This is a genomic window from Afipia sp. GAS231 (assembly GCF_900103365.1).
Taxonomy (GTDB): domain Bacteria; phylum Pseudomonadota; class Alphaproteobacteria; order Rhizobiales; family Xanthobacteraceae; genus Bradyrhizobium.
Genome location: NZ_LT629703.1, coordinates 6,820,301 through 6,840,934, shown reverse-complemented (window position 1 = coordinate 6,840,934; position 20,634 = coordinate 6,820,301). Strand labels below are relative to the sequence as shown.

Sequence of the window (20,634 nt, the reverse complement as noted above, 5' to 3'; positions counted from 1 at the left end):
TTAGGAATCCTCAAGCTATAGTGTGTTTACACATTAAGTGCACGCATATTATATCCGGACCAAGTGGGGAACCGTTTTGAGGACCCATTTGTTATTTCTGGAACTTATGAGCCTTCATGTCCAAGTCGCGAACGATAAGCTGGGTGCTAATGGCCGCGGCCGTCGCCGGGCTGGGTTATTTTGGTTGGCAAAAATATTACGGTCAGGAGGCGTCGGCGCAGGCTGACGCCCAGAAGCGCGCCCCGGTCCGCACCGCTGTCCCCGTCAAGATCGCTCCGGTCGAAAAGGCGGACTTTCCGGTCTTCCTGACCGGCCTCGGCACCGTGCAGGGTTTCAACACCGTGGTGGTCCGCACCCGCGTCGACGGCCAGATCAACAAGATCGCCTTCCAGGAAGGCCAGTTCGTCAAGGAAGGCGACACGCTGGTCGAGATCGATCCGCGGCCGTTCCAGGCAGCGCTGGACCAGGCCACAGCCAAGAAGGCGCAGGACGAAGCCAATCTCGCCAACGCCAATCTCGACCTGCAGCGCTATACCAAGCTCGGCGAATTCGCGACCCGGCAGCAGACCGACACCCAGCGCTCCACCGTCGCCCAGTTGACGGCGCAGATTCAGGCCGACGCAGCCGCGATTTACAACGCGCAAACCCAGCTCGACTACGCCACCGTCAAGGCGCCGATCTCCGGCGTCGTCGGCCTCCGCCAGGTCGACATCGGCAATATCGTCAACGCCGCGACCCAGACCGGCATCGTGTCCATTGCCCAGATCGAGCCGATCGCCGTGATCTTTACCGCCCCCGAAGACCAGTTGCCGGACATCAAGGCAGCGCTGGCCGCCTCCCCGCCGAAGACCATCGCGCTCTCCACCGACGGCAAGCGTGTGCTGTCGACGGGAACGCTGTCGCTGATCAACAACCAGGTCGATACGACCAGCGGGACTATTCGGCTCAAGGCGGTGTTTGACAACAAGGACCATGCGCTGTGGCCGGGACAGTCGGTTTCGACTCGGCTCCTGATCACAACCTTGAAGGATGCCACCGTGGTGCCCGACGATGCCATCCAACATGGTACCGACGGCCTTTATGCTTTTGCGGTCACGCCCGAGAACAAGGCCGAACTGCGCAAGATCAAGTCGACGCGGTCGATCGACGGACGTTCGGTGGTCGATGAGGGACTGTCGCCCGGCGAGCAGGTGATCACGGCCGGCCAGTACAAGGTGCAGCCCGGCACGCTGGTCTCCACCGCGGTCGCGAGTTCAGATCCGGCCCAGGCCAAGGTCACACAGGAATGAGCGAGGGAATCTCCGCACCCTTCATTCGCTATCCGATCGGCACCTCGCTGATGATGGCGGGGATTCTGTTCGTCGGCCTCGTCGCCTATCCGCTGCTGCCGGTGGCGCCGCTGCCGCAGGTCGACTTCCCGACCATCCAGGTCGCGGCCTCGCTGCCGGGCGGCAGCCCGGAAACCATGGCCTCGTCGGTGGCGCAGCCGCTGGAACGTCAGCTCGCCCAGATTCCCGGCGTCGCGCAGATGACCTCCACCAGCTACCTCGGCACCGCCGCGGTCACGATCCAGTTCGATCTCAACCGCTCGATCGATGCCGCCGCCAACGACGTCCAGGCCGCGATTAACGCCGCCGGCGGCCAGTTGCCGAAAAACCTCCCCTCGCCGCCGACCTATCGCAAGGTCAATCCGGCGGATTCGCCGATCCTGCTGCTGTCGGCAACGTCGGACACATTGCCGCTGACCACCGTCAGCGATGCCGTCGACGCCCAGCTTGCGCAGCAGATCAGCCAGATCTCCGGCGTCGCCCAGGTCATCATCGGCGGCCAGCAGAAACCCGCGATCCGGGTCCAGATCGATCCGGCCAAGCTCGTCGCCAAGGGCCTGTCGCTGGAAGACGTGCGCGCCGCGATCGCGATCACGACCGTCGACAGCCCGAAGGGCAATATCGACGGCGATACCCGCGCCTATACCATCTACGCCAACGACCAGTTGCTCGACTCGAAGGACTGGAACGACGTCATCATCGCCTATCGCAACGGCGGCCCGCTCCGGATCAAGGATATCGGCCAGGCCGTCACCGGTCCGGAAGACGCCAAGCAGGCGGCATGGGCCAACGGCAAGCGCGGCGTGTTCCTCGTGGTGTTCAAGCAACCGGGCGCCAACGTCATCGACACCGTCGACAAGATCAAGGCGACGCTGCCGCGGCTGGTGGCGGCGATCCCGCCGGCCATCAAGATCGAGCTCATCAGCGACCGCACCCAGACCATCCGCGCCGCCGTCGAGGACGTGCAATTCACCCTGCTTCTGACCATCGCGCTGGTGGTGATGGTAATCTTCGTCTTCCTGCGCAGTTTCTGGGCCACCGTCATCCCGACCGTCACGGTGCCGCTGGCGCTGCTCGGCGCCTGCGCGCTGATGTGGGTGTTCGGCTATACGCTCGACAATCTGTCGCTGATGGCGCTGACCATCGCCGTCGGCTTCGTGGTCGACGACGCCATCGTGATGCTGGAAAACATTACCCGCTATATCGAGGAAGGCGAGAAGCCGATGGCCGCCGCCTTCAAGGGCGCCCAGGAAATCGGCTTTACCATCGTCTCGATCAGCGTCTCGCTGGTCGCGGTGCTGATCCCGCTGCTGCTGATGGGCGGCATCATCGGACGGCTGTTCCGCGAATTCGCGGTCACGCTGGCGATGACGATTTTCGTATCGATGATCGTGGCGCTGACGCTGACGCCGATGATGGCCTCACGTTTCCTGCGCGCGCATGGCGAGACCAAACACGGCCGGTTCTACCAGTGGAGCGAAAGCGCGTTCGACGCGATGCTACGCGGCTATGAGCGCGGGCTCGACCTCGCGCTGCGCTGGAAGTTCACGACGCTGATGATCTTCTTCGCCACGCTCGGGCTGTCGGTCTATCTGTTCGTGGTCATTCCCAAGGGCTTCTTCCCGCAGCAGGACAACGGCCTCATCACCGCTACCTCGGAAGCCAACCAGGACATCTCCTTCGCCGACATGAAGCGGCACCAGGAAGAGCTCGGCAAGATCGTGCAGGCCGATCCCGACGTCGCCACCGTCGCGATGGCGATCGGCGGCAGCGGCCGCGCCGGCAACAACGGCAACCTGTTCATTACGCTGAAGCCGCGCAACGAGCGCAAGGCGAGTGCGCAGCAGATCATCGCCCGGCTGCGTCCCAAGCTCGAAAAGGTCGAAGGCGCCCGGCTCTATATGCAGGCCGCCCAGGACGTCCGGCTCGGCGGCCGGCCGACGCGAACCCAGTTCGAGTTCACGCTGCAGGACGCCGATCTTGGCGAACTGAATACGTGGGCGCCGAAGATCCTGACCAAGATGCAGACGCTGCCGGAGCTTCGCGACGTCGCCACCGACCAGCAGACCAAGGGCACCACGCTCGAGCTGAAGATCAACCGCGACACCGCCTCGCGCTACGGCATCCAGCCGCAACTGATCGACGACACGCTGTATGACGCGTTCGGCCAGCGTCAGGTGACGCAGTACTTCACGCAGCTCAACAGCTATCACGTCATCCTCGAAGTGCTGCCGGAATTGCAGGGCAGTCTCGACACGCTGAACAAGATCTATGTGAAGTCGCCGACCACGGGCGATCAGGTGCCGTTGTCGACCTTCGCGACCTGGACCAGCGTCCCGGTACGGCCGCTGTCGATCAGCCATCAGGGCCAGTTCCCGGCCATCACCATCAGCTTCAACCTCGGACAGGGCGTGGCGCTCGGCCAGGCAACCAACGCCGTGCAGAAGGCGATGGTCGAACTTGGCGCGCCGACGACGCTCAATTCGAGCTTCCAGGGCACCGCGCAGGCGTTCCAGCAGTCGCTCGGCACCGTGCCGCTGCTGATTCTCGCGGCGCTGGTGGTCGTGTACCTGATCCTCGGCATTCTCTACGAGAGCTACATCCACCCGATCACGATCCTGTCGACGCTGCCATCGGCCGGCGTCGGCGCGCTGGCGATCCTGATGCTGTTCGGATTCGATTTCAGCCTGATCGCGCTGATCGGCATCGTGCTTCTGATCGGCATCGTGAAGAAGAACGGCATCATGATGGTCGACTTCGCGATCTCGGCCGAACGCGACGAACGCCTGGCGCCCGAGGCCGCGATCCGCAAGGCGGCGCTGCTGCGATTCCGCCCGATCATGATGACGACGATGGCAGCCCTGCTCGGCGGCGTGCCGTTGATGCTCGGCACCGGTACCGGTTCGGAAATCCGCCAGCCGCTGGGTTATGCCATGGTCGGCGGCCTGATCGTCAGCCAGGCGCTGACGCTGTTCACGACGCCCGTCGTGTACCTCTATCTCGACCGGCTTTCGAGCGCGTTTGCGGGTTGGGGCCGGTCGTCGCCACCAGGCGACGACGACCACGCCGACGCGCACGGCGCCGTCAAGCAGGCGGCCGAGTAAGCAGATCTGCCGGTCTGGCTAACCCGCCGAACCAGGTTCCGAGCGCATCAAGAAGGCCTTTGGAGCCTCCGTCTCCAACCCACGCCACGTGGCCATCGGGCCGGATCAGGACGGCGGCAGGCGTCTCGACCACGCCGATCACGGGAAGCTCAAATCCGCCTTCAAACCTGGCGTCGACCAGCTTGACGCGATCGCTCCATCCGTCGATCGCGAGCGAGCCTGATTTCCCGAGGTTGAGCAGCACCGGCCGCGCTTCATGCAGCAGCGTGAAGACACGCGCCGGCCTGCCGGCAGTGACAATGTCCAGATCGGGCATGCGGCGGCCGAGCAGCGGGTGACCTTCGCCAGCACTGTAGCGGATATCCAGGCCGGACATCATCGCGACAAAGCGCTTGCGGGGTTCCTGCATCGCAAGCAGTTCGGAGACGAATTCGCCCAGGATCGCCGTGCGCTCGCCGGGATAGCGCAGGACGCCCTGCGCCATGGTGGTGCGAAGGACGCGCGCCGCGACCGGGTGGCGCTCGGCCTGATACGTATCAAGCAGCGACGGGGGTGACGTCCGCTTCGCGACCTGCGCCAGCTTCCATCCGAGATTGACCGCGTCCTGGATCCCGAGATTGAGCCCCTGTCCGCCCATCGGCGAGTGGATGTGCGCGGCGTCTCCCGCCAGCAGGACACGTCCGTTGCGATAGGCGGCCGCCTGGCGCGCCGCGTCGCTGAAGCGCGACATCCAGGTGGGCGCGTGCACGCCAAAATCAGTCCCGTAGATCGCCTTCAGCGCACCGGCCAGGTCATGCAGCGACGGCACACACGTGGCGCGCGGATCTTGCCCGGCAATGACCACCCCCACCGTCTCGCCGTCCTCCCGCAAGGCCATGGCGTGACGGCCCGACGAATCCTCCCGGAAACCAAGTTCCGGCTTCTCCGTCATTTTGACGTCGGCGATCAGCCAGCTCGTCGAAGCCTCCCAGCCCGGAAAAGCGATGCCTGCCGATTTGCGGACCGTGCTGCGTCCGCCGTCGCAACCCACCAGCCATCCGGCCCGCAAGTTTACGCCCTGTGTCATCGCAGCATCGACCCCGTCATCGTCGTGAACGATGCCCAGCACGTCGCTGCCGCGATGGATCGGCACGTTCAACTCTTCGACCCAATCCGCGAGCAGCCGTTCGATGCGTTCCTGGCGCAGCGCAAGCAGGTAGTTGTGCCGTGTCGGAAAGTCGCTGATATCGAGCGAAACGTGAAAGCCGACCTTGGGGTAGGTCTGCCCCTCGGCGAGAAACCGCTCCACGATCCCCCGCTGGTCGAGCACTTCGAGCGAGCGCGCATGCAATCCGCCGGCGCGTGAACCGGCGAGGGCCTTGGTTGGCCGCCGCTCGATGACGGCGACATCGACGCCCGCCAGTGCCAGCTCGCCTGCCAGCATCAGACCGGTTGGACCGCCTCCGACTATGACAATCTCATGTTCGCGCACCCGCATCTGCCACCTCGCAGCATCACCAAGGGGCTGTCTTGTACGGCGCAAGCGTGGCCTTGATGCAAGAGGCTTGCGCACCATATCTATGTCATGGAAGGCAGCGTCCTGACCTTCAAACGCTTGACTTTGACCGGCTGACGGCACATCCGAAGGTGTGCCAATTTTGGAGCCGGTTCAGTGAAAATCACCGTTAGATTCGCCGTCGCTTTCGCCCTGATGTCCGCCCTGCCCGGCATGGGCCACGCCCAGGCGCCCAAGGCCAAGAACCCGCCTGCCGCGCCGGCGGCACCGGCGCCCGCTGCCGCTCAAGGCGACGCCGCGGCAAACACGCCGCCCGCTCCCGGCTGGGTCGCACGATGCGCCAGCGTCAGCCGCGATGCGCCGCTGGAATGCGTCGCCGAGCAAACCGCCGTGCTGACCAAGACCGGCCAGTTGATCGTGCTGATCAACATCCGTGTGCCCGGCGACACCCATCAGCCGATCGCCATCATTCAACTGCCGCTCGGTCTCAACCTGCCGGCCGGCGCCAAGCTGCAGGTCGACGATGGCAAGACCACGGACCTGCAGATCCAGACCTGCGAGCAACGCGGCTGCTACACCAACGCACCGATTTCGCCTGACATGCTGGCGGCGATGAAATCCGGCAAACAGCTCAAGGTCTCGTTCCAGAACCTCGCCAAGGAAGTCATCGCGATCCCGATGCCGCTGGCGGACTTCGCCGCGGCGTATGACAAGATCAAGTAGGCGGACGCCAGCACTATCACCGTCATTGCGAGCGCAGCGAAGCAATCCATTTCGCGGCATAACGGATAGATGGATTGCTTCGTCGCTTCGCTCCTCGCAATGACGGCAGCGTCACTGCCGCGCCATTTCCGCGGCCCCGACGCCGTCACCGTCGAGCTTCTGGTCCTCATGCATGTCGACCGTCACCTTCAGCAACTTGCCGGTGAATTCGAACGGCGCGGTGTAGTGCGAGACCGGGCTGGAGCGGTCGCGGCCGATGTCGAGGCCGGACCAGGAGATGAAATTGTTGAATCCAAGCTGGGTCTGGATTTCGCCCGCGGGTTCGCCGTCGATCAATAGCGTATAGGCGGTGACCCCGGTCCGCGCGCCCTTGGCCGGGGCCTCCTTGCGCACCAGCCGTTCGACATGCACGCCGAGGCGACGCGCGCCCGCCGGCACCTTGCGGGTGGAGGTCACGATCTCATGGCCGCCGCCGATGTTGAGGTCATGCACCAGCATGCCGTCCTTGATGTAGAGGCTGTAGCCGGTCGTCATATCGCCGTGCGCGATCAGCACGCCCTCGGCGCCGGTTTCACCGATCTCGACATGGGCTTCGATGGTGTAGCTGCGGCTGCGGACGTCGGGCGCGACGTCGGTCGGCACATGGCCCATCCCGGCATGAAACGTGAATTTATTTCGCGCACCCTGAAACCGCGCTGCGTTTTCCGCAAAGCGGGCCGCGAAACGGTCGTCGAGCGGCAGCACGTTGTGCTTCTCGGCTTCGTTCCACCACAGCTTGATCATCGCCTCGAGGCGTTCCGGCTCCGCCGAGGCAAGGTCGTTGGTTTCGGAGAAATCCTGGTCGAGATGAAACAGTTCCCACTTGTCGTTCTCGAACGGCGTTCCCGACGGATGGAAGGAGACCGCCTTCCAGCCGTTCTGCCAGACCCCGCGGTGGCCGAACATTTCGAAATATTGCGCCGAGGATTTTGACGGCGCGGATGGATCCGACACCGAACGCGCGAAACTCTCCCCCTCCATCGGCATCTGAGCCACGCCTGCGATTTCCGCCGGCGGTGTGATGCCGATCAGGTCGAGCAACGTCGGCGTCAGGTCGCAGGCATGCACGAACTGATGGCGCAATTCGCCTTTGGCCGCGATTTTGTTGGGCCAGTTCATGATGAAGGGATCGCGGATGCCACCGCCATGGGTATTCTGCTTGTAGCGCCGCAGCGGCGTGTTCGACGCCATCGCCCAGCCGTGCGGGAAATTGCTGTGCGAGTCCGGCCCGCCGATATCGTCGATCCGCCGTATTTTCTCGGCGATCGGCTCGGGACGGAAATTGTACGGCCCCATCGCATTGACGAAGCCGAGCGGTCCGCCCTCCTGGCTGGCGCCGTTGTCCGACAGCACCAGGATCAACGTGTTGTCGCGGATCCCGGCGGTGTCGAGAAACCCGATCAGCCGCGCCAAATGCTGGTCAGCGTGATCGAGCATGCCGGCAAACGCCGACTGCAGCCGCGTGAACAGGCGCTGCTCGTCGGCGCTGTAACTGTCCCAGGCCCTGACGCCGTCATTGCGCTCGGGCATCCGGGTGTCCTGCGGCACGATCCCCATCGCCTTCTGGCGTGCCATGCGCTGCTCGCGCTCGATGCCCCAGCCATGCGCGAACTTGGCATCGTAACTCTTGATGAGGTCCGCCGGCGCTTGATGCGGCGCATGACAGGCCGCCGGCGCCAGCCAGGTCAGCCAGGGAATGTCCGGCCGGTCGGCGGTGTGGTCGGCGATGAAGCGAATGGCCTGATCGACCAGATCCGATGTCAGGTGATAGCCGTCGGCAAACGTGCCGGGCGGATCGATATGGGTGTTGTCGGAAACCAGTTCGGGTGCGAACTGATCCGTTTCGGCATCGAGAAAACCGTAGAAACGGTCGAAGCCGCGCCCCAGCGGCCAGCCGTCGAACGGCCCGGTGGCGCCGCTCTCGGTCAGCGGCGTGACGTGCCATTTGCCGACCATGTAGTTGCGATAGCCGTGCGGCCGCAGCATCTCCGCCAAGGTGCCCGCTTCGCGCGCGATCTTGCCGCGGTAACCGGGATAGCCGCTATCGAAATTGGCGAGGCAGCCGACGCCGACCGAATGATGGTTACGTCCGGTCAAAAGCGCCGCGCGCGTGGTCGAGCACATCGCGGTGGTATGGAAACCTGAATAGCGCAGGCCTTCGGCCGCGAGCCTGTCGATGGTCGGCGTCCTGATCGGCGAGCCGTAGCAGCCGAAATCGGAAAAGCCGACATCGTCGAACAGCACGACCAGGATGTTGGGCGCGCCCTGCGGCGGCTTTGCCGCGTCCGGCCACCAGGGCTTTGAGCCGGCCACGGTCTTGTCGATGACACCGCCGAATGGTTTTGCGCTGCCTGCTGCCATGCCTTGCTCCCGTTGCATCCGCGACCGCGGTTGATCCCGCCGGTTTCCGCCTTGAGGTCACGCCATGCCGCCTGCGAACATATCCCGGCGACTTGCCATAAATCATAATCCGAATTATCATTATGGATATTTCGCGCGGAGATGCAACATCCCGATGCCGTCCCGATCGGCCGAACTGGACCTGCCCGGCGTCACCCCGTCGCGCCAGAAGCGCAGCCGCGAGACCACGGCGGCGCTTCTCGAGGCCGGCGCGGAGATGCTCTGCCGCCACAGCCTCGCGGAATTGTCGATCGAAGCGCTGTGCCGGCAGGTCGGCGCCACCGTCGGGGCCTTCTACAGCCGGTTCGAGAGCAAGGATGCCTACTTCAACGCGTTGATGGCGCTGGCCGCGCGCGATGGCGAGCGGCGGGTGTCGGAAATGGCCGTTGCCGCGCCTGATGACGCCGGCCTCGCAGCCCTTTGCCGCCAGGTGGTTGGCGGCATCATCGGCTGGATGCGCGCGCATGAGGGCGTGCTGCGCGCAGCGTTGCAACATGACGACAACCGGCCGGACAGTTGGAGCCCGTTCAAGGCGCTGGCACGCGCCAACACCGAACGCGCGATCCCTCTCCTGCTGCCGGCCATGGGCAAGGGTCGCCGCGCCGCCAAGAGCAGCGCCATCGCTTTCGGTTTTCAGGTCGTGCTCGGCACGCTGGTCAACGCCATCCTCAACGATCCCGGACCGTTGTCGCTGCGGGATGCGGAGTTGAAGGAGCGGTTGAGCGGATGTTTGTTGCTGCTGCTTGAAGCCGAGATGAAATCGTAGGGTGGGTTAGGCGAAACCGTAACCCACCAATTTTGTCGCAACGGCGGATTACGCTTCGCTAATCCGCCCTACGCAGCGTCACGCGCCCAAATACGCCTTCTGCACCTGCGGATCTTGCGCCAGCGCGGCTGCCGTGCCGGACAGCACGCTCTTGCCGACTTGCAGCACGGTGGCGAAATCCGAGACTTCCAGCGCCAGTTCGATCGACTGTTCGGCAAGCAGGATGGTCAGCCCTTCCCGGTGCAGCCGCTGAAATGTGTCGTACATCGATTCCACGACGGCCGGCGCCAGGCCCAGCGACGGCTCGTCCAGCATCAGCAGTTTTGGATCGCTCATCAGGGCGCGGCCGACCGCCAGCATCTGGCGCTCGCCGCCGGACATGGTGCCGGCGCGCTGGTTGCGGCGCTCTTTCAGTTTCGGAAATACTTCGTAGACGCGTTCCAGCAGCACAGCCTTGCGCGCCTTGTCGCGTAGCGGAGTCGCGCCGAGCAGCAGATTGTTCTCGACGCTCTGCTGCACGAACAGCCGCCAGCCCTCCGGCGACAGCGCCAGCCGCTTGCGCACGATCGCAAACGCCGTCTGCCCGCCGATCTCCTCGCCGCCAAAGCGGATCGACCCGGCATGGACAGGAATCAGTCCGGCGATGGCGTTGAGCACCGTGGTTTTGCCGCCGCCATTGGAGCCGAGCAGTGCCACCACGCTGCCCTCGGGCACGTCGAGCGACACATCGGAGACGCCGATCAGGTCGCCGTAGCGGACTTCGAGATGCTGGATGGAAAGCAGCGGCCCGGTCATGTCGCCGGTCCGCCCATCAGCTCGACCGGCGTATGACCGGCAGCGGCCTTGGCGGCGCGGGTGCCGAGATAGGCCGCGATCACGGCCGGATTGGCGGTGACCTCGCGCGGGCTGCCGCGGGCGATTTCCTTGCCCTGGTGGAACACCACGACGCGGCTCGCCAGCGACATGATCACTTCCATGATGTGTTCGACGATCACCAGCGTGATGCCGGAGCGGTGGATGTCGCGCACCAGGTCGATCGCAAGCCGCACCTCGCTCTGGGTCAGGCCGGCCATGGCTTCGTCGAGCAGCAGAACTTTTGGTTCGGTGGCGAGCGCGCGCGCGATCTCCAGCCGCTTGCGGCCGGGCGTGCCGAGCGAACGGGCCGGCGCATCCGCTAATTTGACCATGCCGACGCGCTCCAGCACGGCGCGCGCCTTCCTCTCCGCTTCCGCGCGATGCGGCGTGCGCAGGAACGCGCCGATCATCACGTTCTCCAGCACCGTCATGCCTTCAAACGTCTGCGGCACCTGGAAGGTGCGCGCCAGCCCGAGCTGCGCCCGCGCTTCCGGCGTCATCGTGGTGATGTCGTGGCCCTCGAACAGCACGCGACCCGAGGTCGAAACCAGATCGCCGGTCAGGCAGTTGAACAAGGTCGACTTGCCGGCGCCGTTGGGACCGATCAGGCCGAGAATATCGCCCTGCTCCAGCGTGACGCTGGCGGCGTCGACCGCCTTGAAACTGCCGAAGGCTTTGGTGATGTCTCGGGCTTCAAGAAGCATGGGGTGCTCCCTGCACGACCGGCTTCTCGGCAGGCTTGCGTTTGGCCCAGAGACGGTTGATCAGCGCCAGAATGCCGCCGGGCTGGAACCGGGCGATGATCACGATGATGGCGCCGTAGACCACGAAGGTGAGGCCTGCGCCCTTGCCGCCGAGCAGATTGTTGGAGATTTCCTCCAGCGGCACCAGGATCGCGGCGCCGACCAGCGGACCGAACAGCAGACCGGCGCCGCCAAGCGCCGCCATGATCAGCATCTTCACCGAGATCAGAATGCCGAGGCCGGACTCCGGATCGACGAAGCCGAACATCATCGAATAGAGCGCACCGGCCACGCTGGTGAGCCCCGCGCTCAGCATATAGGCGTAAAGCTTGGTCCGGCTCGCCGGCGCACCGAGCGAACGCGCCGCGCGTTCGGAGTCCTTGATCGCGCGCAGGTAAAATCCCATCCGGCTGTTGGTCATCCACCAGGTGATGCCGAGCGTGATCAGGAGAACCGACAGGAACAGGTAGTAATAAGGCAACGCCGAGATGAAGGAGAGATCCAACACCGTGCGCGGCACGGTCGGACCGCTGAGGCCGACGGCGGCGCCGAGATAATCGGTGTTGGTCACGATCAGGCGCGCGAGCTCGGCGACCGCGATCGTCGCCATGCTGAAATAATGGCCGGACAGCCGCAGCGTCGGAACACCGACCACGGCGGCAATCGCCACGCTGAAGATGATGCCGGCGGGGATGCCGACCAGCGGCGGTAATCCGAAATGCGAATACGCCGCCATCGAGGCGTAGGCGCCGCAGCCAAAGAACACGACATGGCCGACCGATACCTGCCCGGCGTAACCGCCGATGATGTTCCAGGCCGAGGCCGCGATCGCATAGAGCAGGATCAGCGCGCCGAGCCGCTGCTGGAACGGCGTCGTGAACACCAGCGGATAGAGGATGACGAGCGCGAGCGCGACCGAGGGCCAGAAGAAGCGCCGCATCACATCTTGCCCATCAAGCCTTGCGGCCTGAACCAGAGGAAACACAGGAACAGCGAATACACCACGATGTCCTTGTAGATCCCGCCGATCAAATAGGCCGACACGGATTCGATGACGCCGATCAGCAGCCCCGCGACCAACGCGCCCGGCACGCTGCCGAAACCGCCGAGCGACACCGTGACGAAGGCGACGATGCCAAGCGTCTCGCCGACGGTCGGCGCAATATAGAAGAAGGTCGCGATCAGCGCGCCAGCCAGGCCCGTTGCGCCGGCCGCGATCGCCCAGGCGATCGCCTGCATGCTGTCAGGGCGAATGCCCATCAGTTGCGCCGCGGTGGCATCCTCGGAAACCGCGAGCATCTTCGATCCCAACGAGGTGCGCGTCAGCAAGAGATGCAGTCCAAGCGTCACCAGCAACGCGACGACGCCGGCCAGAAGACGCGAAGCCTGCAACTTGATGCCGAGCACGTCATAGGTGCCGCCGACCAGATCTCCCGGCAAAGTGAGGAAGTTGGCGCCGAACGCCCAGAACACCGAATAGCGCAGCAACAGCGCCAGCCCGAAGGTGACGAGAATCTGGGCCAGCATCGGCCCCTTCATCACGCTGCGGATCAGCCCGAAATAGACCACGATCCCGACCGTCGCCAGCACCAGGGCTGCGATCGGCACGCCGGCCAGCGGCCCGACGCCGAGCAGCGTCCAGACCACGAAGGCCGTGTACATTCCGAGCATGACGAAATCGCCATGCGCGAAATTGACGATGTTCATCATGCCCCAGATCAGCGTGAGGCCGGATGAAAACAGCGCGTAGACCGCGCCGAGCAACAGGCCACCGACGATCACCTGAACGAGAATGGAGGACATGTCAGCGGCTTGCCGGTTGGACTCTGGCGATCACGGCGCAACGGGATAGACAAGGCCGGCGCTGAGGTGCCGGCCTCATGACCTTACCAACCCTTGAACGGAAAAACCGGAGCGGTCTTGGCCAGTTGGTTCGGCCAGACCGGCGTGTAGTTCTCGCCGTCCTGCAGCTGGATCACCAGGCCCGCGGCCAGCACGTTCTGGCCCTTGTCGTCGAACTTCACGCCCTTGTAGCCCATGATCAATTGATCGGGCTTGAGGTCGGTGGCCTTCAGCGCCGCCTGGATCTTGGCGGGCTCGGTCGAACCGGCGCGGTCGATCGCCTCGACCAGCACGAAGAAGCCCTGCATCTCGCGCGCCGCGGTGTCGTCGAGATCGTCACCGCCGCTCTTCTTCTTGTACAGCTCGTTGATCAGGTAGGTCGGCGTTCCCGGCGCCCCGATCGCGAACGACGACCGATTGAACAGTCCCTGCGTCAACTTTCCGGCGGTCTTGATGAACGACGGATCGGAGAAGCCGGAATTGTCGGCGATGATCATCGGCGGCTTGTAGTCCAGCGCCTGCATGGTCTTGGCGTACAGGATCGCATCCGATGTGTAGCTGACCATGATCACCACATCCGGCTTCTTGTCCTTGAGCTGCAACACCTGGCTCTGCACGTCGGTGGTGTTGGCGGCATAGGGAATATCCAGCGCGATGGCGAGGCCGTTGTCCTTGAAGACCGAGGAGATGACGCTCGCGACCGAAGTGCCGTACTCGGTATTCTCGTGGACGATCGCGACATTGTCGGTCTTGATGCCGCCGGCCTTCATGTCCTTGAGAAATTCAAGATAGATCTTGGCGAAATCCGACGCCACCGGCGTCACGCGGAAGAACCATTTGAAGCCGCGCTCGGTCAGGTTGGCAGCAACCGACTCGCCGTTGACGAAGGGAATGCCGTATTTCTCGGCGATCGCACTTGCGGTCAGCGTGATGCCGGACTGATAGGCGCCAGCCAGTGCAACCACTTTTTCTTCGGTGATCAGACGAAGCGCCTGATTCTGGCCGACGGCGGGGCTGCCCTGATTGTCGGCGAACACGACCTCGACCTTGGCGCCGCCGAGGCCCTTGAGGCCTGCATTGTTGGTGAGCGGCAGATTGCCGAGACCGGCACCGCCGGTGTTGATGATCTCGACCGCGGTTTCGATCGCGGCCTTGCCATGCGTGCCGGCGCTGGCGGCGTTGCCGCTGAGGGGGAGGATCATGCCGATCTTGACGGTCTTGTCCTGCGCCGAAGCCGCGCCTGCCAGCGCGACCGAGATGGCGGCAGCCGAAATCAATCCAGCGATATGTTTGAATGCCATTTTGAGAATCTCCTGGAGGTACCGCCCGGTGTGTGGCTCTTGAGAGCTCTGGATAAGCTTGGGGCACGACGGCCCATCGCTTTCCCTGTTTTTCAGCGCGGTCAGCATCGCATGGCCTGATAGCATGGGCAAGTTGCGGCGGCGTCCTCGCACGCGGCAATTAGTCGGATGGCCCTTCAGGCTTTTTGGGCAACATAGACCGTGTTGGTGGCGATGTGTTCCCCCGCCAGATCGTCGAACGTCACGACGTGTGCAACCGTGGTTGCGAAGACGTCCTTCAGCACGCGTTCGAACGCTTCATCCGGTGGATCGTTCGACCACAGCGCAAACACGCCGCCGGGATGCAGATGTTCGGCCAGCCGCGAGAGCCCCTCCCTCGCGTACAGCGCGGCGTGGCGCGGGTGCAGCAGCTTTGTCGGCGAGTGGTCGATATCAACCAGCAGCGCATCGAAGCGGCGGCGCGGCGTTTGGGGATCGTAACCGTCGGTGGACTGCGTCATCGCGAAGAAGTCGCCATGAACGAGACGACAGCGCGGGTCGCCGGTCAGTTGCCTGCCGAGCGGCAGCAGGCCCTGCTCATGCCATTCGATCACTTCGGGCAGCGCATCGACCACGACCAGCGACCGCACGCTGGAATGTTCGAGCACGGCTTGCGCGGTATAGCCGAGCCCGAGGCCGCCGACGACGACATCGAGGTCGGCGCGCGTCAATGCCGCCAGCCCCAGCCGCGCCAATTCGATCTCGGCGGCGGTGAACTGGCTCGACATCAGGTATTCGTCGCCGAGCTTGATTTCGTAGACGTCGATGCCCGACGAAGGCGACCGGCGCCGCCGCAGGCTGAGCGCGCCCATCGGCGTCGGGCGGAAATCCAGCTCTTCGAACGAACGGCTCATCTTCCCAGCCCTGACGGTCGCCCGGCCGCGCGACGAAAAACGGCGGATTTGCCGGGCCCCCTTGCACCAAGCCCATCCCTGCGCGCTTGCCAAGAGCGGGAGGTAGCGGGTAGAAGGGCGCCAGTTCGCTGGCTAGGCCTGATCCGGCCGCGGACCATTGCCCGAACGACTTCCTAACTTGTTGATATCGTTGAGCAATTATTGGGGAATGGTGTAACGGTAGCACAACAGACTCTGACTCTGTTTGTCTAGGTTCGAATCCTAGTTCCCCAGCCAACAGCCTCCATGCGGCCAGCGGCCCCGCGATCCGGAGCACAGAACGAGTGCGCCAGCCCCGGTTCGATGACACGCAGTGCCAACCGCCTTTCTGAGTGGTCGCCTTACTCGGCCTTTCCGGACACCTCGTCCGGCCGCCACTCCGGGCTGTAGCCGCCTAAGGTCGGGTGATACATCTCGTCGCCGCTGTGCTGTGTGAACTCGACGTTGAGCCTGTCTTCGCGCAGCCCCAGAATTTCGATGACATGGGCGCAAAGCGCTTTCGCTACGGCCATGCGCAACTCGGCTGGACGGCCTTGCCGAATGTCCAGCATCATGACGGATACCGGCACGGGCTCGGTCCCGGCCTCGATGATGCGCCAGACGCCGCCGTCCCCTAATTCGCGGACAGCGACGCTGATCCGTCGAATATCGACCGACATCATCTCCGCATAGGTCTCGCTCATTTTGGTCGCGAGACGGCGCTTGTCGTCAGACGAATAGTGTCCGTTAACATCGAGTTGCAGATAGGGCATGGGAATATCCGATCAGTGGTGTTTGGGTTGAAGGCCTGGGACTGCCGAAGCAGCCCCAGGCCTCTTCACGGCCGGCGTCATTTGCCAGCTTTTTCCAGTTGAGCGATCAAGGCGTCGGCGAAAGCCGTGTCCGAGAAGGGCTGCTGACCTGTAATCACTTCGCGGTCGACAACAGCGTTCGGCTTCCACGACTCCGCATTCTGGATTTGCGCCCCTGCGGCTTTCAGCGCCTCGTCGTTATAGTAAGGTGCGCGGCCACCAAGCTGCGGATGTTCGATTTGCAATTCTTCGGCTTTCGAGAACACGGCAATCTTGTAACCCGCATAGGGCCAACCTTGCGCCAAGGCCGGAAGAGAAGCCATGTCACCGGCATTCAAGGCTTTGTCGAACGTTTCCGTCTGGGGAAGCGTGGACAACAGCGCCATCGGCCCGTGGCAGATCAGCGCCGTCGGACGCCTGGTTTCATGGAAGCTCAGCAAGATCTTGCCGAGGTCCTTGTCTTTGACGAGGTCAACCATCGGCGCATGACCGCCGGGTACGAAGACCGCTGCATAACTCTGCGTCTGACCTGCGACATCCGAGAGTTTCAGGGGATGACGCAGCCCTTCAAAGCTATCGATAAATCGGAGCGTTTCCATACGCTTCGCATTGTCGTTGCCAAAGAATTTGGCATCGTTCGAGCTCGCGTCCATTGTCGGTGCATCCCCGTTAGGACTCGCGAACACAGGCGTGTAACCGGCCTTGATCAGAGCGCGCAACGGCGTCGCGAGTTCATTGAGGTAGTAGCCGGTGGCATAGACCTTATTGTCCGGCATTTCGAGCAGATGTGCCCCCGACATCACAACGAGGACTTTTCCTTTGGAAAAAGTCTGGTTTGAAGTGACAGCGTTCATTGGAAGTCTCCTTTTGGGTTGTGTGAAAAAAATCGGCGCTGGGCGTAATGCCCGACCGCCGATCATGCGTCAGGCAATTTTGGCTTCGGCCAGCCGATAGCGGGGAGAAGGTGTGGTGCCGCGAAGATGTGAAAACATGTCGCGACGCGCCGCCTCGTAGCGGTCCCAGACAGCGCTATCCTGCAGAACAGGGATGGTGACGGTTTCGCCTTGATCCAACCCGACAAGCGCGGCATCGACCAGATTTTCTGCAGTCATGACGATCTCCTGCGGAAGCTGGCTGACATGCCGGCCCGCCAATTCCCAGAAGTCCGTAGCGGTCGCGGCGGGAAGAACGGCCTGGATACGCAGTCCCTTAGGTGCCAATTCATGCTGCAGGGATTGGCTGAACGCCGTGACGAAAGACTTGCTGGCCCCGTACACGCCGTTCAAAAATTCCGGCGCGATACCAACAACCGAAGAGATGTTGACGATCGTTCCGGTTCCACGAGCCACGAAGGCCGGTGCGGCTGCATACGTGAGGCGAGCCAACGCCGTAACGTTCAGTTCGATCAGCTCGTCCAACTTGCTCACGTCGGTATCTAGCAAAGGCTTGATCGCGCCGACGCCGGCATTGTTCACCAGCATGGTGATGCTGGCGTCCTCGCGCAGAATCTTTTCGACCCGTGCGAGGTCGCCCTTCCTGGTGAGATCGGCCGCAACGACTTCGATGCTGCGACCAGTTTCGGTCGTCAGCTTCTTTGCGAGGGCGTTGAGCTTGTCTTCGTTGCGGGCAACAAGAATGAGGTCGTAACCGCGTCGCGCCAGCCGGTCCGCGTAGATGGCGCCAATGCCCGTCGAAGCACCGGTAATGAGTACGGCGCCGTTATTTCTGGTGCTAAGCATCTGTTTTCCTTTCGTTTTGGTTCGCCCGAAGGCTGATGCCAGAAACGTAAGGCAACTAGCTTTTGTCCGAAATGACGTATATGTTACGTTTTTAGGACGTCCCGTTTTGACCGGAGAATTTGGATGCAGCGCATCGGTTTTGTCGTTTTCGACGGCTTTCAGTCGATGAGTTTCGCGGCGCTTTCAGTGTTTGAGTACGCCAACGTCATGCTCGGCAAACCGGTTTACGAGATGCATTTCATCTCGGAACACGGCGGCCCTGTGCGCTCATCGACGGGGATGGTGATTGACTCAAAGCGCTTCGGCCAAACGACCTACGACACGGTGATCGTGGGCGGCGGGGCGTCGATCATTGAGCGCGCCCCTGCTGGCCTGCTCGCCTTTATCCGCAAGGCATCAAAGATGTCGCGCCGTATCGCGTCGATTTGCACAGGTAGTTTCATCCTCGCGGAAGCAGGCCTTCTGGCTGGAAAACGCGCGACGACACACTGGCTTTATGCGCGTGACCTTCAAGCGCGGTTTCCCAACGTTAAGATGGAAGAAGATCGTATCTTCATCATCGACGGGAACGTGTGGACATCGGCCGGCATGACGGCCGGCATCGATCTTGCGCTGGCGATGGCTGAAAAGGACCTCGGCGCTGACGCCGCGCACGCGATCGCTCAAAAGCTCGTCGTGTTTCATCGCCGTGCCGGCGGACAGTCGCAGCACTCCGCCCTTCTCGAACTGGAGGCGAAGTCCGACCGCATCCAGAATGTGTTAGCTTATGCGAAGAAGAATCTTCATACCCCCTTGTCGGTGGAGCGACTGGCGGACGCAGCGCACTTAAGTCCGCGCCAGTTCAGCCGGGCATTCCGCGCTGAAACGGGGCAATCGCCGGCGAAAGCGATTGAAAATCTTCGGCTCGAAGCGGCACGAATGATGATGGAGCAGACGCGCCATCCAATCGATGTGGTGGCAAGAGACACAGGGTTCGGAGATCGGAGGCGCTTGCGGCAGGCGTTCCTGCGCACCTTCGGTCAACCGCCGCAAACCATTCGACGAAATGCCCGAGCCGAAACTGCCGCGTAGTCGAATGAGGAGCTATCCGGAGTTGCCGTCCGTTCCCATTTCTTCCGTTTGGGTCCAGGTTCGAAAGCAATATCAGCGCGTTTCCCTACTTCTTCACGCGCGGGTCTTTCGAACTGGCTACACCTCGTGCCGGATGATCGCGTCGCACGCCGGTTCTGGAACACGCCGCATGCTCACTCAGCCTTCTCGCCAGCGTCTTGAGGTCGGCCGCGCGTCCGCTGCGGAGCAGGTCCGTGAACTCCTTTGTGTCGATCGATGAAATCGCGCGCGTTTCGGATGGCGGTGTCGACCAACGCCGCCAGGCCCGTCGCATCCAACGAAAAAATACGCGCGGTTTCCTCATTTGACGTCCGACGCAGAAGCCTCCTTCTGGCCGATCGGCGACACCGGCGAACCGGGGCCGATTTTCTGCAGATTGCCTGTGATCACCCGATCCGTTTCGACGAGGCCTTTCACGCTCACGGCGTCGCCATCCGTTGGCCCGAGAGTCACGATCTTCTGCTCGGCCTTGTTGCCCTCACCGACGACATACACGTATTTTCCAAGCTGGCTCGATCCGAGAGCGACCTGCGGCACCATGAGAGCATCGGGCTCATCGCGCACATGCAGGCGGACGCGGACGTATTGCCCGGGAAGCAGCGTGAATTTCGGGTTCGGCACGGTTGCTCTCGCCGTGATCGTTCCCGTCGTGCGATCGACCCCGTTGTCGACGAAAGTGAGTTCTCCGGAATAATCCGCCGAGGCATCATCGGGCAGCGAAACCTTGGTAGCCACCTTGCTGGCAAGGCGCGCCGTCTGGATGACGCCGATATCCCGCTCGCTCGGATTGAAGGTCACATAGAGCGGATCGAGCTGGACCAGCGTGTTGAGCGTGAAGCCGGATCCGCCGACCAGCGTGCCGACGGGAGCGCGGTTGCGGCCGAGGCGTCCCGAAAACGGCGCGCGAATTTCGGTGTAGGCCAGATTGATCTCCGCCGAACGGACCCCGGCATTATCCATCGCGACCGACGCCTCGCTTTGGCCGAGCGTGCTGGCACGCTGATCGTAATTGTCCTTGGCCAGAAATCCGGTCTTCACCAGTTCGTCGCCGCGGTTGAAGTTCGAGCGCGCATAACCGAGCGCGGCGACATTTCGCTGCGCCTGTGCCTTGGCCTGATCGAGGGTCGCCCGATAGTCGCGGTCGTCAATCTTGTACAGCAGTTCATCGCCTTTCACGTCGGCGCCATCGACCGTCGGCTGCGACTGGATGTAGCCCGCGACTTTGGCCTGCAGCGAGACCTCGCGAATGGATTCCGTGCGTGCAGAATATTCGAGATAGACCGGGATCGTTCGTTTGATGACGGCCGTAACGGGAACAGGCATGGCCGGCGGACCCGATGGCCCCGCCGCGGCGGCCACCGGCCCGGCACGGAGCGAGTAGGAGGCAATGGCTGCGCCGACACAGACGACAGCGGCGCTGCCGAGCAAGATTTTCCAGGCTTTCATGAGATTTCCTTGGGATTTCC

17 protein-coding genes and 1 tRNA gene are annotated in these 20,634 nt (G+C 63.1%); 6 read left to right on the top strand and 12 right to left on the bottom strand.

Annotation, left to right across the window (positions count from 1 at the left end; translation table 11 throughout):
• Positions 1-116 precede the first annotated feature (116 nt).
• Positions 117-1,289, top strand: a complete 1,173-nt coding sequence (locus BLS26_RS32010) for an efflux RND transporter periplasmic adaptor subunit (protein ID WP_092516452.1) — start codon at positions 117-119, stop codon at positions 1,287-1,289.
• Positions 1,286-4,432 (top strand): multidrug efflux RND transporter permease subunit, encoded by a 3,147-nt coding sequence (locus tag BLS26_RS32005; RefSeq protein ID WP_092516451.1) that lies wholly within the window; start codon positions 1,286-1,288, stop codon positions 4,430-4,432. The genes BLS26_RS32010 and BLS26_RS32005 overlap by 4 nt, the downstream gene beginning before the upstream one ends.
• On the opposite strand, the gene BLS26_RS32000 is transcribed toward BLS26_RS32005, so the two are convergent.
• Positions 4,413-5,909, bottom strand: a complete 1,497-nt coding sequence (locus BLS26_RS32000) for an FAD-dependent oxidoreductase (protein ID WP_244541762.1) — start codon at positions 5,907-5,909, stop codon at positions 4,413-4,415. The genes BLS26_RS32005 and BLS26_RS32000 overlap by 20 nt on opposite strands.
• A gap of 213 nt (positions 5,910-6,122) precedes the next feature.
• Here BLS26_RS32000 and BLS26_RS31995 point away from each other — a divergent pair, with 213 nt between their 5' ends.
• Complete coding sequence (locus tag BLS26_RS31995; protein WP_092518872.1) at positions 6,123-6,650, top strand: invasion associated locus B family protein; 528 nt, start codon at positions 6,123-6,125, stop codon at positions 6,648-6,650.
• 111 nt (positions 6,651-6,761) lie between these two features.
• Here the strand turns inward: BLS26_RS31995 and BLS26_RS31990 are convergent, their stop codons facing one another.
• On the bottom strand, positions 6,762-9,050 hold the full coding sequence (locus BLS26_RS31990) for an arylsulfatase (RefSeq protein ID WP_092516449.1): 2,289 nt from the start codon (positions 9,048-9,050) through the stop codon (positions 6,762-6,764).
• A 154-nt stretch (positions 9,051-9,204) separates the two neighbouring features.
• Between BLS26_RS31990 and BLS26_RS31985 the strand changes: the two genes are divergently transcribed.
• The gene (locus tag BLS26_RS31985) at positions 9,205-9,855 is read left to right on the top strand and encodes a TetR/AcrR family transcriptional regulator (RefSeq protein WP_092516448.1); all 651 of its coding nucleotides are present in this window, start codon (positions 9,205-9,207) and stop codon (positions 9,853-9,855) included.
• 78 nt (positions 9,856-9,933) lie between these two features.
• Here the strand turns inward: BLS26_RS31985 and BLS26_RS31980 are convergent, their stop codons facing one another.
• The 6 genes from BLS26_RS31980 to BLS26_RS31955 all read right to left on the bottom strand — a co-directional run bounded on the left by BLS26_RS31980 (position 9,934) and on the right by BLS26_RS31955 (position 15,489).
• Positions 9,934-10,650: an ABC transporter ATP-binding protein gene (locus tag BLS26_RS31980; protein WP_092516447.1), complete on the bottom strand. Its 717-nt coding sequence runs from the start codon at positions 10,648-10,650 to the stop codon at positions 9,934-9,936.
• The gene (locus tag BLS26_RS31975) at positions 10,647-11,414 is read right to left on the bottom strand and encodes an ABC transporter ATP-binding protein (protein ID WP_092516446.1); all 768 of its coding nucleotides are present in this window, start codon (positions 11,412-11,414) and stop codon (positions 10,647-10,649) included. The genes BLS26_RS31980 and BLS26_RS31975 overlap by 4 nt, the downstream gene beginning before the upstream one ends.
• Positions 11,404-12,393 carry a branched-chain amino acid ABC transporter permease gene (locus tag BLS26_RS31970; protein WP_092516445.1) on the bottom strand — a complete coding sequence of 330 codons (990 nt, stop codon included), beginning with the start codon at positions 12,391-12,393 and terminating at the stop codon, positions 11,404-11,406. Before BLS26_RS31970 ends, BLS26_RS31975 begins: the two co-directional genes overlap by 11 nt.
• On the bottom strand, positions 12,393-13,256 hold the full coding sequence (locus BLS26_RS31965; protein ID WP_092516444.1) for a branched-chain amino acid ABC transporter permease: 864 nt from the start codon (positions 13,254-13,256) through the stop codon (positions 12,393-12,395). The genes BLS26_RS31970 and BLS26_RS31965 overlap by 1 nt, the downstream gene beginning before the upstream one ends.
• Positions 13,257-13,339: 83 nt before the next feature.
• Positions 13,340-14,596 (bottom strand): ABC transporter substrate-binding protein, encoded by a 1,257-nt coding sequence (locus tag BLS26_RS31960; protein ID WP_092516443.1) that lies wholly within the window; start codon positions 14,594-14,596, stop codon positions 13,340-13,342.
• A 176-nt stretch (positions 14,597-14,772) separates the two neighbouring features.
• Positions 14,773-15,489, bottom strand: a complete 717-nt coding sequence (locus tag BLS26_RS31955; protein WP_092516442.1) for a spermidine synthase — start codon at positions 15,487-15,489, stop codon at positions 14,773-14,775.
• 202 nt (positions 15,490-15,691) lie between these two features.
• Here BLS26_RS31955 and BLS26_RS31950 point away from each other — a divergent pair.
• Positions 15,692-15,765, top strand: a tRNA-Gln gene (locus BLS26_RS31950).
• Between the two features lie 104 nt (positions 15,766-15,869).
• Here BLS26_RS31950 and BLS26_RS31945 read toward each other — a convergent pair.
• From BLS26_RS31945 to BLS26_RS31935, 3 genes are all read right to left on the bottom strand, one after another.
• Positions 15,870-16,280, bottom strand: coding sequence for a tautomerase (locus BLS26_RS31945; protein WP_092516441.1), 411 nt, complete (start codon positions 16,278-16,280; stop codon positions 15,870-15,872).
• Positions 16,281-16,357: 77 nt separating this feature from the next.
• Positions 16,358-17,173 (bottom strand): type 1 glutamine amidotransferase domain-containing protein, encoded by an 816-nt coding sequence (locus BLS26_RS31940; RefSeq protein WP_244541761.1) that lies wholly within the window; start codon positions 17,171-17,173, stop codon positions 16,358-16,360.
• 69 nt (positions 17,174-17,242) lie between these two features.
• Entirely contained in the window at positions 17,243-18,058 is an 816-nt protein-coding gene (locus tag BLS26_RS31935) for an SDR family oxidoreductase (RefSeq protein WP_092516439.1), read from the bottom strand.
• Positions 18,059-18,181: 123 nt separating this feature from the next.
• Between BLS26_RS31935 and BLS26_RS31930 the strand changes: the two genes are divergently transcribed.
• Positions 18,182-19,129, top strand: a complete 948-nt coding sequence (locus BLS26_RS31930; RefSeq protein WP_092516438.1) for a GlxA family transcriptional regulator — start codon at positions 18,182-18,184, stop codon at positions 19,127-19,129.
• Between the two features lie 339 nt (positions 19,130-19,468).
• Here BLS26_RS31930 and BLS26_RS31925 read toward each other — a convergent pair whose 3' ends face one another.
• A complete protein-coding gene (locus BLS26_RS31925) occupies positions 19,469-20,614 on the bottom strand; it encodes an efflux RND transporter periplasmic adaptor subunit (RefSeq protein WP_092516437.1) in 1,146 nt (381 codons plus the stop codon).
• Between the last annotated feature and the right edge of the window lie 20 nt (positions 20,615-20,634).

Coding starts and splice junctions, on each gene's coding strand:
- BLS26_RS32010 (WP_092516452.1), top strand. CDS start 117: ATGTCCAAGTCGCGAACGATAAGCTGGGTGCTAATGGCCGCGGCCGTC.
- BLS26_RS32005 (WP_092516451.1), top strand. CDS start 1,286: ATGAGCGAGGGAATCTCCGCACCCTTCATTCGCTATCCGATCGGCACC.
- BLS26_RS32000 (WP_244541762.1), bottom strand. CDS start 5,909: ATGCGGGTGCGCGAACATGAGATTGTCATAGTCGGAGGCGGTCCAACC.
- BLS26_RS31995 (WP_092518872.1), top strand. CDS start 6,123: ATGTCCGCCCTGCCCGGCATGGGCCACGCCCAGGCGCCCAAGGCCAAG.
- BLS26_RS31990 (WP_092516449.1), bottom strand. CDS start 9,050: ATGGCAGCAGGCAGCGCAAAACCATTCGGCGGTGTCATCGACAAGACC.
- BLS26_RS31985 (WP_092516448.1), top strand. CDS start 9,205: ATGCCGTCCCGATCGGCCGAACTGGACCTGCCCGGCGTCACCCCGTCG.
- BLS26_RS31980 (WP_092516447.1), bottom strand. CDS start 10,650: ATGACCGGGCCGCTGCTTTCCATCCAGCATCTCGAAGTCCGCTACGGC.
- BLS26_RS31975 (WP_092516446.1), bottom strand. CDS start 11,414: ATGCTTCTTGAAGCCCGAGACATCACCAAAGCCTTCGGCAGTTTCAAG.
- BLS26_RS31970 (WP_092516445.1), bottom strand. CDS start 12,393: ATGCGGCGCTTCTTCTGGCCCTCGGTCGCGCTCGCGCTCGTCATCCTC.
- BLS26_RS31965 (WP_092516444.1), bottom strand. CDS start 13,256: ATGTCCTCCATTCTCGTTCAGGTGATCGTCGGTGGCCTGTTGCTCGGC.
- BLS26_RS31960 (WP_092516443.1), bottom strand. CDS start 14,596: ATGGCATTCAAACATATCGCTGGATTGATTTCGGCTGCCGCCATCTCG.
- BLS26_RS31955 (WP_092516442.1), bottom strand. CDS start 15,489: ATGAGCCGTTCGTTCGAAGAGCTGGATTTCCGCCCGACGCCGATGGGC.
- BLS26_RS31945 (WP_092516441.1), bottom strand. CDS start 16,280: ATGCCCTATCTGCAACTCGATGTTAACGGACACTATTCGTCTGACGAC.
- BLS26_RS31940 (WP_244541761.1), bottom strand. CDS start 17,173: ATGAACGCTGTCACTTCAAACCAGACTTTTTCCAAAGGAAAAGTCCTC.
- BLS26_RS31935 (WP_092516439.1), bottom strand. CDS start 18,058: ATGCTTAGCACCAGAAATAACGGCGCCGTACTCATTACCGGTGCTTCG.
- BLS26_RS31930 (WP_092516438.1), top strand. CDS start 18,182: ATGCAGCGCATCGGTTTTGTCGTTTTCGACGGCTTTCAGTCGATGAGT.
- BLS26_RS31925 (WP_092516437.1), bottom strand. CDS start 20,614: ATGAAAGCCTGGAAAATCTTGCTCGGCAGCGCCGCTGTCGTCTGTGTC.